Genomic DNA, 16,344 nt, shown 5'->3' with positions numbered 1-16,344 from the left:
GGGCCCTCGAGGGGGAGATTGGCAGCTCGGATGCCGGCGCCAACCCTACAACGCTGGAGATTTGCGAAAGCCGCGATGACGGCCGATCTCCCCACTTGTGGGGGAGATGTCCGGCAGGACAGAGGGGGGCGTGAAGGATCGCTACAGAACGCTCCTTTGCGCTACTGCGCTCCGCCTCGCGTTCGCTCTACCCGGATGGCGAGGAGATAGCCGGCCCTTACGCCGGCAGGATGGCAGCTTCCAGCGTCGTGAGCTGGCTAAGGAACTGTTCGGCCTTGCTTCTCGCTTGGTCGTCCTTGGCGTCGGCGGCGTCTTCCCTGGCTTCCTGGATGCGGCGCGCGAGATCGGCGCGGTCGACATCCTTCACCGCGACAGCCGATTCCGCCAGCAGCGTGCAGCCCGCAGGAACGATGTCGGCGAAGCCGCCGAACACCACATAGCGCTCTTCGCCGCCCGACACGGTCTTCACCGTGACGACGCCAGGCTTGATCGTGGTCATGACCGGGGCGTGATGCGCCATCACGGTCATCTCGCCTTCGGCGCCCGGAATGACGACGGATTCGACCTGCTCGGAAACCAGCAGGCGCTCCGGCGAGACCAGTTCGAACTTGAAAGCTTCAGCCATGTCAATTTAGCGAATAGCGAATAGCGAGTAGCGAGTAGTCAGAAGAATTCGCCGCCCCATATCCCCTATTCGCTACTCCCTATTCGCTATTCGCTTTTTTATGCTGCTTCAGCCGCCAGGCGCTGTGCCTTCTCGACTGCTTCCTCGATGCCGCCAACCATGTAGAAGGCAGCTTCCGGAAGGTGATCGTAGTCGCCGTTGCAGAGGCCCTTGAAGCCCTTGATGGTATCGGCGAGATCGACCAGCTTGCCCGGCGCGCCGGTGAACACTTCGGCGACGAAGAAGGGCTGCGACAGGAAGCGCTCGATCTTGCGGGCGCGGGCCACGGTCTGCTTGTCCTCTTCCGACAGCTCGTCCATGCCCAGGATGGCGATGATGTCCTGCAGCGACTTGTAGCGCTGGAGGATCGACTGCACCTGGCGCGCGACGCCATAGTGCTCGTCGCCGACGACCAGCGGGTCGAGCATGCGCGAGGTCGAATCGAGCGGATCGACGGCCGGGTAGATGCCCTTTTCGGCGATGGCGCGGTTGAGCGTCGTCGTCGCGTCAAGGTGGGCAAACGAGGTCGCCGGCGCCGGATCGGTCAAGTCGTCGGCGGGCACGTAGATGGCCTGCACCGACGTGATCGAGCCCTTGGTGGTGGTGGTGATGCGTTCCTGCAGCGCGCCCATGTCGGTGGCGAGCGTCGGCTGATAGCCGACGGCCGACGGGATACGGCCGAGCAGAGCCGACACTTCCGAACCCGCCTGCGTGAAGCGGAAGATGTTGTCGACGAAGAACAGCACGTCCTGGCCCTGGTCGCGGAAATATTCGGCGACCGTCAGGCCGGTCAGGCCGACGCGGGCGCGCGCGCCCGGCGGCTCGTTCATCTGGCCATAGACGAGCGCCGCCTTGGAGCCTTCGCCACCGCCCTTCTTGTTGACGCCGGACTCGATGAACTCGTGATAGAGATCGTTGCCTTCGCGGGTGCGCTCGCCGACGCCGGCGAACACCGAATAGCCGCCATGCGCCTTGGCGATGTTGTTGATCAGTTCCTGGATCAGCACGGTCTTGCCGACGCCGGCGCCGCCGAACAGGCCGATCTTGCCGCCCTTGGCGTAGGGAGCCAGTAGGTCGAGCACCTTGATGCCGGTGATCAGGATCTGCGCTTCCGTCGACTGCTCGACATAGGTCGGAGCTGGCTGGTGGATGGAGCGCATTTCGATCGCGTCGACCGGACCTTCTTCGTCGACCGGCTCGCCGATGACGTTGATGATGCGGCCGAGCATGCCCGGACCGACCGGCACGGTGATCGGCGCACCGGTGTCACGCACGTCCTGGCCGCGAACCAGACCTTCGGTCGAGTCCATGGCGATGCAGCGGACGGTGTTTTCACCCAGATGCTGGGCAACTTCGAGCACCAGGCGGTTGCCGACATTGGTCGTCTCGAGCGCGTTCAGGATCGCCGGCAGGTGATCGCCGAACTGGACGTCGACGACGGCGCCGATGACCTGGCGGACCTTACCGACAACGCCGGTTGCCTTGCTGGCCACTGCCGATGTCTTGGCCGCAGCGGCCTTCACCGGTGCTGCGGCCGTCTTGGGCGGAGCCGCCTTCGCTGCTGGAGCCTTGGCCGCCGCTTTCGCGGGGGCCGCGGTCTTCGCGGCTGCCGCCTTGGGGGCCGCCTTCTGGGGGGTCGCTGCTTTCGCCATCGTCTTTACCCTTTTTCGTCCTTTGTTTCTCACGCGGTCCGGTCGCGGGTCGATGACCCGCGGACCGCGCCTAGAGCGCCTCGGCGCCCGAAATGATTTCGATCAGTTCCTTGGTGATCTGCGCCTGCCGCTGGCGGTTGTAGGTGATCGACAGCTTGTTGATCATCTCGCCGGCGTTGCGCGTCGCATTGTCCATGGCGCTCATCTTGGCGCCCATTTCGCCGGCCGCGTTTTCGAGCAGCGCCCGGAAAACCTGCACCGAGATGTTGCGCGGAATAAGGTCGGAGAGGATTTCGCCCGGCTCCGGTTCGTACTCGTGGACGGCGTTGCCGCCATCCGTCACTTCCGCCGGAGCCGAAGCAATGCCGGCCGGGATGATCTGCTGCGCGGTCGGAATCTGGCTGATCACCGACTTGAACTGCGAATAGAACAGCGTGCAGATGTCGAAGCCGCCCTCGTTGAAGAGCTGGATGACCTTCTTGGCGATGGCGTCGGCATTGACGAAGCCGAGCGTCTTGACCTCGCGCAGATCGACACGGTCGATGATCAGCGATGCATAGTCGCGGCGCAGGATGTCGAAACCCTTCTTGCCGACGCAGATGATCTTGACCTGCTTGCCGTCGGCCAGCAGCTTGCGGATGTGGTCGCGGGCGACGCGGGCGATCTGCGAATTGAAGCCACCGCACAGGCCGCGCTCGGCTGTGCAGACCACGAGCAGATGCACGTCGTCCTTGCCGGTGCCGGTCATCAGCGCCGGGGCATCGCCGCCGCCACCGATCGCCTGGGTGATGTTGGCCAGCACGGAACCCATGCGCTCCGAATAGGGGCGCGCTGCTTCCGCGGCCTCTTGCGCACGGCGCAGCTTCGCCGCGGCAACCATCTGCATCGCCTTGGTGATCTTCTGCGTCGCCTTGACCGAGGCGATACGGTTACGAAGGTCTTTTAATGAAGGCATGCTTCAAACCTGATCCCGTCTTGCGCTTCGCTCAGGCGAAGGTCTTGGCGAAAGCATCGATCTCAGCCTTCAGCTTGGCGCGCAGATCGTCCGACAGCGCCTTTTCGTTGCGGATGGCTTCGAGAACGTCCTTGCCGGCCGCACGCATGTGGCTGAGCAGGCCATGCTCGAACTTGCCGACCTGGTTGACCGGCAGCTTGTCGAGATAGCCGTTGACGCCGGCGAAGATCACCGCGACCTGCTCTTCCGTCTTCAGCGGCGAGAACTGCGGCTGCTTCAGGAGTTCGGTCAGGCGCGATCCGCGGTTGAGCAGGCGCTGCGTGGCGGCGTCGAGATCCGAGCCGAACTGCGCGAAAGCCGCCATTTCGCGGTACTGCGCGAGCTCGCCCTTGATCGAGCCGGCAACCTGCTTCATCGCCTTGATCTGCGCGGCGGAGCCGACGCGGCTGACCGAGAGGCCGACGTTCACCGCAGGACGGATGCCCTGGAAGAACAGGTTGGTTTCGAGGAAGATCTGGCCGTCGGTGATCGAGATCACGTTGGTCGGGATGTAGGCCGACACGTCGTTGGCCTGCGTTTCGATGATCGGCAAAGCGGTCAATGAACCACCGCCCAGATCGTCGTTGAGCTTGGCGGCGCGCTCGAGCAGGCGCGAATGCAGGTAGAAGACGTCGCCGGGATAGGCTTCGCGGCCCGGCGGGCGGCGCAGCAGCAGCGACATCTGGCGATAGGCGACGGCCTGCTTCGACAGATCGTCATAGCTGATCAGCGCATGCATGCCGTTGTCGCGGAAGTACTCGCCCATGGTGGCACCGGCGAACGGCGCCAGGAACTGCATCGGCGCCGGGTCGGAAGCGGTGGCGGCGATGATGATCGAGTATTCGAGCGCGCCGCGCTCTTCCAGCACCTTGACGAACTGCGCGACGGTCGAGCGCTTCTGGCCGACGGCGACGTAGACGCAGTAGAGCTTTTCCTTTTCGGGGCCGTTGTCGTGCACCGACTTCTGGTTGAGCATCGTGTCGAGGATGATGGCGGTCTTGCCGGTCTGGCGATCGCCGATGACCAGCTCGCGCTGGCCTCGGCCGACCGGGATCAGCGCATCGATGGCCTTGAGGCCGGTCGACATCGGCTCGTTCACCGACTTGCGCGGGATGATGCCGGGCGCCTTGACGTCGACGCGCTTGCGCTCGACTGCCTTGATCGGCCCCTTGCCGTCGATCGGATTGCCGAGCGCGTCGACGACGCGGCCGAGCAGGCCGGGGCCGACGGGGACGTCGACGATGGCGCCGGTGCGCTTGACGATGTCGCCTTCCTTGATGTCGCGGTCGGCGCCGAAGATGACGACGCCGACATTGTCGGCTTCGAGGTTGAGCGCCATGCCGCGAATGCCGCCGGGAAATTCGACCATTTCGCCGGCCTGGACATTGTCGAGACCGTAGACGCGGGCGATACCGTCACCGACGGACAGCACCTGTCCAACTTCGGAGACCTCGGCCTCCTTGCCGAAATTCTTGATCTGGTCTTTCAGAATTGCGGAAATTTCCGCGGCGCGGATGTCCATCAGCCGACCTCTTTCAGTGCAAGCTTGAGCGAATTGAGTTTGGTTTTGAGCGACGTATCGATCTGACGCGAGCCCATCTTGACCACCAGCCCGCCGAGCAGCGACGGATCGACGGTGACGGAGATGGCCACGTCCTTGCCGGCAACGCTCTTCAGCGCCGCCTTGAGTTCGGTTTGCTGGGCAGCCGTCAGCTCGTGAGCCGACGTCACTTCAGCAGCGGTTTCGCCACGATGTTCGGCGGCGATCTGGCGGAACGCCCTGATCATGCCGGGAATGGCGAACAGCCGGCGGTTTCTGGCGACGACGCGCAGAAAATTGCCGGTGAGGCCGGTAATGCCGGCCTTGTCGGCGATCGCCGCGATGGCTTTGGCCTGGTCCTCGCTGGAGAACACCGGGCTGTTGATCAGCCGGGTAAGGTCCGCGCTGCCCGCGAGCATGGCTTCGAAGCTGTTGAGATCGGCTTCGACCTTGGCGACGGAATTTGCCTGCAGGGCGAGTTCGAACAGCGAACCCGCATACCGTTCTGCGACACCTGAGATTGGCGATGACGATTGAGCCACGGACCGTCTTTTCTCTTGTCTGACAGGCCGTAGATTGTTGGCGCGAGCAAAAACTCTGGCTAAATCTTTGACCTTACTGCATTTTTTCGAGCACGGAGGCGCGGCTTCCGCTATCCCCGGCCGAAAGTCGATTGCCGTCTAGCACAGGCATTTTAAGACCGCAATGCGTCGTTCCGCATGGTTTTCAGGCACTATTGTCGCATCCGGCGAAAGTCACCCGTCTTCCATCGCGGAATACCCAACGATTCAAGGCAGAAAGCCGAAGGCAAAGGCGAGCGGCAACGCCGCCAGCACCAATTCCACCACGATGGAAACCCAATTGAAAGGCGTGTTGGCGCCATCCGACATCATCGACAGCAGCCGGCCAAAGGCGGTGAACAGCCAGGAGAAGCCGAGCGCCATGTAGATCAGCGGCTGCGCCAGCAGGATACAGCACAGGCCGACACCCAGATAGAAGCCCGACATCCTGCCGCGCCCCTCGGCGATCGCCGCCGTCTTCTCGGGCTTGACTTGCAAGCGCAGGGCACGGAAGGCGAGGCTGGGTGCCAGAAAGAACAAAAGCCCGAGCAACACGGTGACGACGGCGCTCGACCATGCCAGCCATTCGCCCTGGCTCGTCGGCCACGGAAGCGCAAAATCCATCTTGTCCCCTCGAATGCCTGTTTTGAAATTCCGGGCATTCTAGCGAAGGAAAGAAACGACGCCAGATGGAGTCCGGCAATTTGCGGAAGCCTGTCAGCCCAGCGCGAATTCGACCGCCGCCTCGGCATGGATGCGCGTCGTGTCGAAGACCGGAATGTCGAAATCCTGCTGACCGATCAGCATGGTAATCTCGGTGCAGCCCATGATGACGCTGTCGGCGGCCTCATCGCGGCGCAGGCGTTCGGTCTCGGCGATATAAGCCGCCTTGGAGGCTTCGGTGACGATGCCCTGGCACAATTCCTCGTAGATGACGCGATGGATCATGTCGCGCCCGGTAGCATTGGGGACGACGGGCCGCAGGCCGTATTTGTCGGCGAGCCGGCTCTTGTAGAAATCCTGCTCCATGGTGAACCGCGTCGCCAGCAGTGCCGGGCGCTGCATGCCGGCGCGCTTGACCGCGACCGCCGTGGCGTCGGCGATGTGGATCAGCGGGATCGACACCGACGCCTGCACCTGGTCGGCCAGTTTGTGCATGGTGTTGGTGCACAGAAGCAAGCCTTCCGCGCCGCCCGCCTCGAGCTTGCGCGCCGCTTCGACGAGAAGCACGCCGGCGCCGTCCCAGTCGCCACGATGCTGCCGCTCGGCGATTTCGGTGAAGTCGAATGACCACAGCAGCAATTTGGCCGAATGCAGCCCGCCGAGCCGCTCGCGCACGACCTCATTCAGCAGGCGATAGTAGATGGCGGTCGATTCCCAGCTCATGCCGCCCAGAAGGCCAAGGGTTTTCATAAGGGCTGTTCCTTTGCTGGGTAATCCCGATATCATAAACACACGAGACTATAAGGGAGGTCGTCGTGAAAACTATTGAGCTTCGGCAGGCCAAGGCGAGACTCTCGGCAATCGTCGATGCCGCAGGAAACGACGAGCCAACCATTGTCACGAGAAACGGCAGGCCGACCACCATGGTCATTCCGGTTGCTGAAGGGCGAAAGCTTTATCCGCAAGACAGCCAGGAAAATTTCGGGGACTTTTTGCTTCGGTATCCGGGCGGCATCGAACTTGAGCGAAATGAATCGCCATTGAGGGACGTCGAATTTTGATCCGCTCTCGATGAACCCATTTGCCGAGAGTGGCCGACGGCGTTCAACTTACAAAAAGCTCTGCGGGTCGATGTCGACCTGCACCCTGACCGAGCCGCGCTGCTTCGGCCCGTTGGCCAGCATGGCGCGGATGAAGCCTTGCATGTCGGCGCGCCGTTCGCCCTGGATCAGCAGGCGAAAGCGGTGGCGGCCGCCGAGCAAGGAGAGCGGCGCCTCGGCCGGGCCGAGCACGAACAGGTCGGCGGCCTCGGGCGCGGCGCGGCGCAGGCCGCGCGCATGGCCCTCGGCTTCGGCCCGCGTCACCGCGCTGACGATGACACCGGCCAGCCGGCCGAAGGGCGGCAGGGCGGCCCGCTCGCGCTCGGCGATCTCGCGCTCGTAAAACGCCTCGGCGTCGCCGGAGACGATCGCCCGCATCACCGGATGCTCGGGCTGGAAGGTCTGCAGCAGGCCAAGGCTCTTCTTGCCGGTGCGGCCGGCGCGGCCGGTCACCTGGCTGAGCAGCTGGAAGGTGCGCTCGGCGGCGCGCGGATCGCCATTGGCAAGGCCGAGATCGGCATCGACGACGCCCACCAGCGTCATGTTGGGGAAATTGTGGCCCTTGGCGACGAGCTGCGTGCCGATGACGATGTCGGCCTCGCCATTGGCGATCGCTTCCAGCTCCAGCCGCAGCCGCCGCACACCGCCCATCAGGTCGGACGACAGCACGATGGTGCGCGCGTCGGGAAAATGCGCGACGACCTCTTCGGCGATGCGCTCGACACCTGGCCCGCAGGCGACCAGATGATCCAGTGTCCCGCATTCAGGGCAGGCTTCGGGGCGGCGCTCATTGTGCCCGCAATGATGGCAGACGAGCTGGCCGCGAAACCGGTGCTCGACCAGCCAGGCCGAGCAGACCGGGCAGCCGAAGCGATGGCCGCAGACCCGGCACAGCGTCAGCGGGGCATAGCCGCGCCGGTTGAGGAACAGCAGCGACTGCTCCTTCCTCTCCAGCGTCTGGCGCATCTGGTCGAGCAGCACCGGTGACAGGAAGCCGCCGCGCGCCGGGGGTGCCCGGCGCATATCGACTGCCTTGAGATGGGGAAGCGCCGCCTCGGCGAAACGGGCAGAGAGGACGGCTCTGTTGTATTTGCCTTGGCTCGCATTGACGCGGCTTTCAACCGATGGCGTCGCCGATGCCAGCACCACCGGAAAACTGCCGATATGACCGCGCACCACTGCCATGTCGCGCGCATTGTAGAAAACACGGTCTTCCTGCTTGTAGGCAGGGTCGTGCTCCTCGTCGACGACGATCAGGCCGAGCTCCTTGAACGGCAGGAACAGCGCCGAGCGCGCGCCGGCGACGACCCGCACGCCGCCTTCCGCCACTTGCCGCCAGACTTTTTCGCGCATCCTGGGCGGCAGGTCGGAATGCCATTCGCCCGGCTTGGCACCGAAGCGCTGCTGGAAGCGCTCGAGAAAGGCATGCGTCAGCGCGATTTCCGGCAGCAGGATCAACACCTGCTTGCCCTGGTCGAGCGCGGCCGCCACCGCCTCGAAATAAACCTCCGTCTTGCCCGATCCGGTGACGCCGTCGAGCAGCGCGACGTTGAACACGCCGGCTGCGACATTGGAGCGCAGCATCAGCGCGGCGTCGCGCTGGTCCGGCATCAATTCCGGTATGGCGTAGCTGGAATCGGGTGCCGCCACGACCGGGCGCGGCGGGATCATCACCGTCTCGAACACGCCTTGCGCCCTCAGGCCGTCGATCACCGTCGACGACACGCCGGCAGCATGGGCGAGGCCGGACCGCGTCCAGGCCAGCCCGCCTTCAGCCGTCTCCAGCACACGCTCTCGGGCAGCCGTCATCCGATCGGGTGCGAGAAGCGTGCGCTGCAGCCCCTCGATCCATGGTTCGGGATCGAATGCTTCGGGTGCCCTGAGCAGCATGCGCGCCACCATGCCCGGTGGCGACAGCGTGTACTGCGCCACCCAGTCGACGAAGCGGCGCATCGCGCGATCGATCGGCGGGCAGTCGAAGACCTGTTCGATGGGGCGCAGCTTTTTCGCGTCGACCTTCTCGACGGCGCCATCCCAGACGATGCCGGCGACCTGGCGAGGGCCGAGCGGCACGCGCACGATCGAGCCCGGCACCACGCGCATGCCGGCGGGCACGGCATAGGTGTAGGGGCGTTCGGCGGGCATCGGCACCAGCACCGGTGCGGCCGCGACAAAGGGCGAATCTTCGATCATGAGGCGTGACCTTGCCCTGACTTTGGTCTAGATCAAAGGCCGACCCCGAATGTGCATGGCATGCACATAAAAATCTTCAGGAGACCCGCCATGAAATTTTTTGTCGACACCGCCGACATCAAGGATATCCGTGAGCTGAACGATCTGGGACTGCTCGACGGCGTCACCACCAACCCGTCGCTGATCCTCAAATCGGGCGGCAAGATCGCCGACGTCACCAGGCAGATCTGCGATATCATCGAGGGTCCGGTCTCGGCGGAGGTCGTGGCGACCGAATTCAAGGACATGATGGCGGAGGCCGAGGTGCTGGCCAAGATCGCGCCCAATGTCTGCATCAAGGTACCGTTGACGCTCGACGGACTGAAGGCCTGCAAGACGATCCGCACCCAGATGAACCGTATGGTCAACGTCACGCTGTGCTTTTCGGCCAACCAGGCGCTGCTGGCGGCCAAGGCCGGCGCGTCGTTCATCTCGCCCTTCGTCGGCCGCGTCGATGACACCGGCTCGGACGGTATGGAGCTGATCCAGGAAATCCGGCAGATCTACGACAATTACGATTTCCAGACCGAGATCCTCGTCGCTTCGGTTCGCACCGTGAACCATATCAAGCAGGCCGCCCTGATCGGCGCCGATGTCGTTACCGCGCCGCCGGCGACCCTGAAGGCGCTGGTCAACCATCCGCTGACCGACAAGGGCCTCGCCGCTTTCCTCGCCGACTGGGCAAAGACCGGCCAGAAGATCGGCTGAGGTCACACCGTGTCAACAACAAAAAGGCCGGGCAACCGGCCTTTTTTCATATGCGCTTCAAACGACCTGCCTATCAATCCGTGCCATCGTCGACAGGCGTGCTCGCCTGCTGGCGCCGGCCCATGATGATTTCGCGTTTGCCGACATGGTTGGGGGCGCCGACCAGCCCTTCCTTTTCCATCCGCTCGACCAGGGATGCGGCGCGGTTGTAGCCGACGCCGAGGCGGCGCTGGATGTACGACGTCGAACACTTCTTGTCGCGCACCACCACCTTGACCGCCTCGTCGTAGATGGCATCACTGTCTTCGGCTGCAACCGATCCCTTGTCGAAGACCGCGCCTTGGTCGGCTTCGGCTTCTTCCTCATCCTCTTCGGCTGTCACGGTTTCCAGATATTCAGGCCGGCCCTGAGCCTTCAGATGCGCCACGACGTGCTCGACCTCCGCATCTGAAACGAAGGGACCATGCACGCGGGAAATGCGCCCCCCACCCATCATGTGCAGCATGTCGCCCTGGCCGAGCAGCTGTTCGGCGCCCTGCTCGCCAAGGATGGTGCGGCTGTCGATCTTCGATGTTACCTGGAAGGAAATCCGGGTCGGGAAGTTGGCCTTTATCGTACCCGTGATGACGTCGACCGAGGGGCGCTGCGTTGCCATGATCAGGTGAATGCCGGCAGCGCGCGCCATCTGTGCCAGACGCTGGATCGCGCCTTCGATCTCCTTGCCGGCGACCATCATCAGGTCGGCCATCTCGTCGACGATGACGACGATGTACGGCATCGGCGCAAGGTCGATTTCCTGCTGTTCGAAAAGCGGCTCGCCGGTGCCCTTTTCGAAGCCGGTCTGCACGGTCATGACGACCGTCTCGCCCTTGTCGCGGGCAGCGGCCGCGCGCTCATTGTAGCCATCGATGTTGCGCACGCCGAGCCGCGCCATCTTGCGGTAGCGGTCCTCCATCTCGCGCACCGCCCATTTCAGCGCGGTGACGGCTTTTTTGGGGTCCGTGACGACGGGCGTCAGAAGATGCGGGATGCCGTCATAGACGGAGAGCTCGAGCATCTTGGGATCGACCATGATCAGCCGGCATTCTTCCGGCTTCAGCCGGTAGAGCAACGACAGGATCATGGTGTTGATGGCAACCGACTTGCCGGAGCCGGTGGTTCCGGCCACGAGCAGGTGAGGCATCTTCGCCAGCTCGGCGATGACAGGCTCACCGCCGATCGTCTTGCCCAGACAAAGCGCCAACTTGCAGCTGGTCTTGCGGAAGCCCTCCGATTCGATCAGCTCGCGGAAATAGACGGTTTCGCGCGTCTCGTTCGGAAGCTCGATGCCGATGACGTTGCGGCCAGGCACGACCGCGACGCGCGCCGAAATCGCTGACATGGAGCGGGCGATATCATCGGCAAGCCCGATGACCCGAGAGGATTTGACGCCCGGCGCCGGCTCGAACTCATAGAGCGTGACGACCGGGCCGGGGCGAACATGAATGATCTCGCCGCGCACACCGAAATCCTCGAGCACGCTTTCCAGCAAATCGGCGTTCTGCTCGAGCCGCTCCTGCGACATATAGAAGCCTTGTCCCTCCGGTGGCTGTTGCAACAGGTCTTCCGGGGGAAGCTCATAGGGATCGCCCGATTTTGATGGCACAGTTTTGCCGGTCCGAGGCAAGCGTGAAGAAGGACGCGCGGTCGCCACCCTGATAGTGGCGTCTCCACTTGCGAGGGCGGGCACGGGAACGGCATCGCGCGCCGCAGCGGGGATTGCAGCGGGCTGGGCCTTCAGTGACGCGTTGCTCGCTGGCACTTCAGCCTGGGCGAGAGCCTCGTTCGAGGTTGCCGGCCAAACATCCGGCAACGGCTTCGAGGCTTGGCCTGGAAGACATTCGATGACGCGAAACAGCGAGGTGGCATCGGTCACTATCGGCGGGCGGATGCCGACCCACGCAGCGGCGACAGGCACCGCGGCGACCGGTGCAGGCGAGGCTGGGCTGGCCTGCCGGGCCTGTGACGAAACATCGACCAGATAGGGTGCCATGGCCTCGAAGAAGGCGTGATCCGAAAGATAGGGCCAGCGCGGCTTTTCGGCAGTGGCCGGTTTGATCGGCGCGCCCGGAGCGGCAATCCCGCGCGCGGAAGCTCGTCCCGTTGCGGCCGTCACCGGCGGCACCGGAGCAACGACGCGCGCGTTCTCCCTGGCGCGCCCCGGGGGAACGAAAGCCGCGGTCGGCGGTGACGGCCTTTGCGCGGCTCCTCGGTCGGCCAGCGGCTGGGAGGCATGGCTTTTCACCGACGCCGGCAATGCCAGGAGCGAGGGCGCGGAGGATGCCTCGTCAACCATGGCTTGCGCGACTGCCTGCTGCTTTGGGAGCGCGTCTGCATTGCCTTGCTCGACAATACGCTCGTGCCGCGGACGATGCTTCTTGGCCTCATAGTCCGGTGTGCGGGTAAAACGCACGTTGGGCGCGAGGAAGAAATATTCTTGCCAGGCAGGACTTTCGATATCGCCGACTTTCGAAGGCGCCTCCTTCGAGCTACCCCTCGGCTCCATGTAGGGCCGCTTGTTGCCGCCGAGATCGACAACCGGCGCGGAATAGCCGGCCTGGTGTGTGCCGGGCCGCCGGCCGTCCAGCCCCGTGTGAGCCGGACGATCAAGATTGCCTGCCGCAGCTGAAGACGTTCGCTGCCCGCCCTTGTCGCCGATGCCGTCGTAACGCTTCACCTCGGGATCATCGGGCGACGCTGCCTTCAGTAAATTGACCCGGGAAAAACGCCTGGCTTCCATTCTCAAGACTCACTCTGAAATGTCTGCCGAGCAATAGGGAGCGAGTGGTTAACAGTTGCTTCCCGGATGGATCGGCAACGATCCTTGGGCAGCGAAATCGTCGTGACAAACCTTTGCGGACGACGCCGCCGGATCGTCATCTCACAGCGCACGCCGGTGGCGCGATCTGCTCGCTGTGCCGTGGGGAGTTTGATGATGCTTGGGCGCTAGACCGATAAGCCGCGCTAGCCGGCCTTCGCGTGCCTGACCAGATCCTGGGCGATGGACAGTTGCAGCGCTTCGGCCAGTTCGCGCGCGGCGCGATTCTCGGCATCGATCTGCGCCCGGTACGCGGCGAACTCCTGACGCGGCCTGTCGAACGACGAGGTGATCGAACGCTTGCCGGATGCGATGACCACGCCGGACTTCGCGTCGGACAGCGTATAGTTGCCAGTCAGCGTCACGGAACCGGCGGTCGGTTCGTCCTCGTTGGTTCCCACCTGCACAAGCGCCGCTGATTCGACGGCTTCGGTCACGCCGAGATTGAGCGAATAGGCCGGTGAGGCCGGCTCGCCGGCACCTCGTCCAAACCCGAAAATCAGATTGTTGCGCACCTGCTGGGCATAACGCGAGCCGACCGGCTTGATGGCGATCGAAGCCAGTTCGGCGCTGGCGCTCGCCTGCGAACCCGACAGCGCCGCGCTCGAATAGAGCGGCCGCACCGTGCAGGCCGAGACAAGCGCGAGCGAGCCGACCAGGCCGGCGAACGCGATATGGCGCAGCACACGGCTCAGCCCTGTTTTTTCCTGATCAGGCAACGACATTGACGATCCTCTGCGGCACGATGATCACCTTGCGCGGAGCCTTTCCTTCGAGCGCTTTCTGCACGAAGTCGAGAGCCAATACCGCTTTTTCGACAGCACCTTGGTCCGCGTCGCGGGCAATTGTCAAATCTCCCCGCTTCTTGCCGTTGACCTGCACCGGATAGGTGACTTCGTTGTCGACGACCAGCGCCGGATCGAACACCGGCCACGGCCGTTCGGCAACCAGATCGGTGCCGCCGAGCGTTTTCCAGCACTCCTCGGCCAGATGCGGCATGACCGGTGCGATCAGATGCACCAGAACCTCCACGGCCTGCCGGCAGGCGCCTTTCAGCACCGCTTCGGCCTTGCCTTCGGCCACCTCATTGAGCGGCGTGGTCAGCGCGTTGGCCAGTTCGTAGATACGGGCGATGGCGCGGTTGAAAGCGAGCTTCTCGATATCCTCGCCGACCGCCTTCAGGATCTTGTGCGCGGCCTTGGAAACCACAACGGCCTCGCCGCTGTCAGCCGCCGTTGGCTCGATGCCGGCCAGCGTCTCGGCCGCCGTCGACACCAGGCGCCAGATGCGCTGGATGAAGCGATGCGCGCCGGCGGCGCCTTCGTCGGTCCACTCGACGTCGCGCTCTGGCGGTGAATCCGACAGCATGAACCAGCGCGCCGTGTCGGCGCCGTAGCCATCGGTGATGTCTTCCGGACTGACCGTGTTCTTCTTCGACTTCGACATCTTTTCGAGCGGACCGATCGTCGCCGTCTCGCCCGTAGAGATCTCGATGGCGCGGCGCTTGCCGTCGACGTCCTCCAGCCGAACCTCGGTGGGCGCCAGCCAGCGGCCATTCGATGCCGAGCCGACGCGGTAGGTCTCGTGCACCACCATGCCTTGCGTGAACAGGCCCTTGAACGGCTCGGCCAGATCGACATGGCCGGCCTCGCGCATGGCGCGGGTGAAGAAGCGCGAATAGAGCAGATGCAGGATCGCGTGCTCGATGCCACCAATATACTGGTCGACCGGCAGCCATTCATTCGCAGCGTTTGGATCGGTCGGCTCATGCGCCCAGGGTGCGGTGAAGCGGGCAAAATACCAGGACGAATCGACGAATGTATCCATCGTGTCGGTTTCGCGCCGCGCATCCTTGCCGCAGCGCGGACATTTCACATGGCGCCATGTCGGATGCCGGTCGAGCGGATTGCCCGGCCGGTCGAAATCGACATCGTCGGGCAGCTTGACCGGCAGGTCGGCCTTCGGCACCGGCACCACGCCGCAATCCTCGCAATGGATCATCGGAATCGGGCAGCCCCAGTAGCGCTGGCGCGAAATGCCCCAGTCGCGCAGGCGGAAATTCACCTTGCGCTCGGCCATCGGCCGGTTGCCGATGGTCTTCTGTTCCAGCAGTTTCGCCACCTCGTCGAAAGCCTGATCGGGCTTCATGCCGTCGAGGAAGCGCGAGTTGATCATCACGCCGTCGTCGACATAGGCTTCATCGATGATCTGGAAACTCGCCGGATTCTCGCCCTCCGGCATCACCACCGGGATCACCGGCAGGCCGTATTTGTTGGCGAAGTCGAGGTCGCGCTGGTCACCGGACGGACAACCGAAAATGGCGCCGGTGCCGTATTCCATCAGCACGAAATTGGCGACGTAGACAGGTAGCGTCCATGTGTCGTCAAACGGGTGAACAACCCGGACGCCGGTATCAAAACCCTTCTTCTCAGCCGTCTCCAGCGCCGCCGCGGAGGTGCCCACATGGCTGATATCCTCGATGAACTTGGCCAGCGCCGGATTGCTCTCGGCGGCCTTCTTGGCCAGCGGATGATCGGCGGCGACGGCCATGAAGGAAGCGCCGAAAATGGTGTCGGGCCGTGTCGTATAGACTTCCAGCTCATGCTCGCCACCGGCAGCATCCGCCAGCGGCCAGCGGATCAGCAGGCCTTCCGAGCGGCCGATCCAGTTCTGTTGCATCAGCTTCACTTTTTCCGGCCATTCGTCGAGGCCCTCAAGCGAATCCAGCAGGTCCTGCGCGAAGTCGGTGATCTTGAAGAACCACTGCGTCAGTTCGCGCTGTTCGACCAGCGCGCCCGAGCGCCAGCCGCGTCCGTCGATGACCTGCTCGTTGGCGAGCACGGTCATGTCCTCCGGGTCCCAATTGACCTTGGAGGATTTGCGCGTCACCAGCCCCTTCTCGACGAAATCGAGGAACAACATCTGCTGGCGGTGGTAGTAGTCGACGTCGCAGGTGGCGAATTCGCGCGCCCAGTCCAGCGACAGGCCCATGACCTTGAGCTGCTCGCGCATGGTGGCGATGTTCTGGTAGGTCCATTCCTTGGGATGGACCTTGTTCTGCATCGCCGCGTTCTCGGCCGGCATGCCGAAGGCGTCCCAGCCCATCGGGTGCAGCACGTTGAAGCCCTTGGCCCGCTTGTAGCGCGCCACGACGTCGCCCATCGTGTAGTTACGGGTATGGCCGATATGGATGCGCCCCGACGGATAGGGGAACATCTCCAGCACGTAGTATTTCGGGCGCGGATCGTCATTGTGCGCTTCGAACAGCTTCTTGGCGTCCCAGGCCTTCTGCCATTTGGGCTCTGACGCGCGCGGATTGTATCGTTCGGTTGCCATGGGATTATTTTCACTTAAAAGCATGCGCGAACCGCGGG

The 16,344-nt window shown here is 63.8% G+C and carries 13 protein-coding genes; 2 read left to right on the top strand and 11 right to left on the bottom strand.

Annotated features, from left to right (window positions below; all coding sequences use genetic code 11):
* Window positions 1-217 precede the first annotated feature (217 nt).
* The 7 genes from NKH02_RS10950 to NKH02_RS10920 all read right to left on the bottom strand — a co-directional run bounded on the left by NKH02_RS10950 (window position 218) and on the right by NKH02_RS10920 (window position 6,823).
* A complete protein-coding gene (locus NKH02_RS10950) occupies window positions 218-625 on the bottom strand; it encodes a F0F1 ATP synthase subunit epsilon (RefSeq protein WP_352865027.1) in 408 nt (135 codons plus the stop codon).
* Window positions 626-723: 98 nt separating this feature from the next.
* On the bottom strand, window positions 724-2,316 hold the full coding sequence (atpD, locus tag NKH02_RS10945) for a F0F1 ATP synthase subunit beta (protein ID WP_352878589.1): 1,593 nt from the start codon (window positions 2,314-2,316) through the stop codon (window positions 724-726).
* Window positions 2,317-2,386: 70 nt separating this feature from the next.
* A complete protein-coding gene (locus tag NKH02_RS10940) occupies window positions 2,387-3,271 on the bottom strand; it encodes a F0F1 ATP synthase subunit gamma (protein ID WP_352878586.1) in 885 nt (294 codons plus the stop codon).
* Between the two features lie 31 nt (window positions 3,272-3,302).
* The gene (gene atpA / locus NKH02_RS10935) at window positions 3,303-4,832 is read right to left on the bottom strand and encodes a F0F1 ATP synthase subunit alpha (RefSeq protein WP_352865033.1); all 1,530 of its coding nucleotides are present in this window, start codon (window positions 4,830-4,832) and stop codon (window positions 3,303-3,305) included.
* Window positions 4,832-5,392 carry a F0F1 ATP synthase subunit delta gene (locus tag NKH02_RS10930; protein ID WP_109664418.1) on the bottom strand — a complete coding sequence of 187 codons (561 nt, stop codon included), beginning with the start codon at window positions 5,390-5,392 and terminating at the stop codon, window positions 4,832-4,834. The genes atpA and NKH02_RS10930 overlap by 1 nt, the downstream gene beginning before the upstream one ends.
* Before the next feature lie 246 nt (window positions 5,393-5,638).
* Window positions 5,639-6,034: an AGROH133_08824 family phage infection protein gene (locus tag NKH02_RS10925; protein WP_352878583.1), complete on the bottom strand. Its 396-nt coding sequence runs from the start codon at window positions 6,032-6,034 to the stop codon at window positions 5,639-5,641.
* Between the two features lie 93 nt (window positions 6,035-6,127).
* The gene (locus NKH02_RS10920; RefSeq protein ID WP_352878580.1) at window positions 6,128-6,823 is read right to left on the bottom strand and encodes an aspartate/glutamate racemase family protein; all 696 of its coding nucleotides are present in this window, start codon (window positions 6,821-6,823) and stop codon (window positions 6,128-6,130) included.
* 65 nt (window positions 6,824-6,888) lie between these two features.
* Between NKH02_RS10920 and NKH02_RS10915 the strand changes: the two genes are divergently transcribed.
* Window positions 6,889-7,134 (top strand): type II toxin-antitoxin system Phd/YefM family antitoxin, encoded by a 246-nt coding sequence (locus NKH02_RS10915; RefSeq protein WP_352878578.1) that lies wholly within the window; start codon window positions 6,889-6,891, stop codon window positions 7,132-7,134.
* A 48-nt stretch (window positions 7,135-7,182) separates the two neighbouring features.
* Here the strand turns inward: NKH02_RS10915 and NKH02_RS10910 are convergent, their stop codons facing one another.
* Window positions 7,183-9,366, bottom strand: coding sequence for a primosomal protein N' (locus NKH02_RS10910; RefSeq protein WP_352878576.1), 2,184 nt, complete (start codon window positions 9,364-9,366; stop codon window positions 7,183-7,185).
* 90 nt (window positions 9,367-9,456) lie between these two features.
* On the opposite strand from NKH02_RS10910, the gene fsa reads away from it, so the two are divergent.
* The gene (fsa, locus tag NKH02_RS10905) at window positions 9,457-10,113 is read left to right on the top strand and encodes a fructose-6-phosphate aldolase (RefSeq protein WP_352865039.1); all 657 of its coding nucleotides are present in this window, start codon (window positions 9,457-9,459) and stop codon (window positions 10,111-10,113) included.
* Window positions 10,114-10,186: 73 nt separating this feature from the next.
* Here fsa and NKH02_RS10900 read toward each other — a convergent pair whose 3' ends face one another.
* The 3 genes from NKH02_RS10900 to leuS all read right to left on the bottom strand — a co-directional run bounded on the left by NKH02_RS10900 (window position 10,187) and on the right by leuS (window position 16,306).
* Window positions 10,187-12,892, bottom strand: coding sequence for a DNA translocase FtsK (locus NKH02_RS10900; protein ID WP_352878573.1), 2,706 nt, complete (start codon window positions 12,890-12,892; stop codon window positions 10,187-10,189).
* A gap of 224 nt (window positions 12,893-13,116) precedes the next feature.
* Entirely contained in the window at window positions 13,117-13,695 is a 579-nt protein-coding gene (locus NKH02_RS10895; protein ID WP_352865043.1) for an LPS assembly lipoprotein LptE, read from the bottom strand.
* On the bottom strand, window positions 13,682-16,306 hold the full coding sequence (gene leuS / locus NKH02_RS10890; RefSeq protein ID WP_352878570.1) for a leucine--tRNA ligase: 2,625 nt from the start codon (window positions 16,304-16,306) through the stop codon (window positions 13,682-13,684). Before leuS ends, NKH02_RS10895 begins: the two co-directional genes overlap by 14 nt.
* Window positions 16,307-16,344 lie beyond the last annotated feature (38 nt).

Origin of the sequence: Mesorhizobium sp. M1396 (genome assembly GCF_040317725.1) — a bacterium.
Classification (GTDB): Bacteria; Pseudomonadota; Alphaproteobacteria; order Rhizobiales; family Rhizobiaceae; genus Mesorhizobium.
The sequence above is the reverse complement of the archived record's forward strand: the minus strand, read 5'-3'. Positions and strand labels throughout refer to the sequence as shown.

Bases quoted from the DNA above. Each gene is read 5' to 3' on its own strand.
- NKH02_RS10950 (WP_352865027.1), bottom strand. From the start codon at position 625: ATGGCTGAAGCTTTCAAGTTCGAACTGGTCTCGCCGGAGCGCCTGCTG.
- atpD (WP_352878589.1), bottom strand. From the start codon at position 2,316: ATGGCGAAAGCAGCGACCCCCCAGAAGGCGGCCCCCAAGGCGGCAGCC.
- NKH02_RS10940 (WP_352878586.1), bottom strand. From the start codon at position 3,271: ATGCCTTCATTAAAAGACCTTCGTAACCGTATCGCCTCGGTCAAGGCG.
- atpA (WP_352865033.1), bottom strand. From the start codon at position 4,832: ATGGACATCCGCGCCGCGGAAATTTCCGCAATTCTGAAAGACCAGATC.
- NKH02_RS10925 (WP_352878583.1), bottom strand. From the start codon at position 6,034: ATGGATTTTGCGCTTCCGTGGCCGACGAGCCAGGGCGAATGGCTGGCA.
- NKH02_RS10920 (WP_352878580.1), bottom strand. From the start codon at position 6,823: ATGAAAACCCTTGGCCTTCTGGGCGGCATGAGCTGGGAATCGACCGCC.
- NKH02_RS10910 (WP_352878576.1), bottom strand. From the start codon at position 9,366: ATGATCGAAGATTCGCCCTTTGTCGCGGCCGCACCGGTGCTGGTGCCG.
- fsa (WP_352865039.1), top strand. From the start codon at position 9,457: ATGAAATTTTTTGTCGACACCGCCGACATCAAGGATATCCGTGAGCTG.
- NKH02_RS10900 (WP_352878573.1), bottom strand. From the start codon at position 12,892: ATGGAAGCCAGGCGTTTTTCCCGGGTCAATTTACTGAAGGCAGCGTCG.
- NKH02_RS10895 (WP_352865043.1), bottom strand. From the start codon at position 13,695: ATGTCGTTGCCTGATCAGGAAAAAACAGGGCTGAGCCGTGTGCTGCGC.
- leuS (WP_352878570.1), bottom strand. From the start codon at position 16,306: ATGGCAACCGAACGATACAATCCGCGCGCGTCAGAGCCCAAATGGCAG.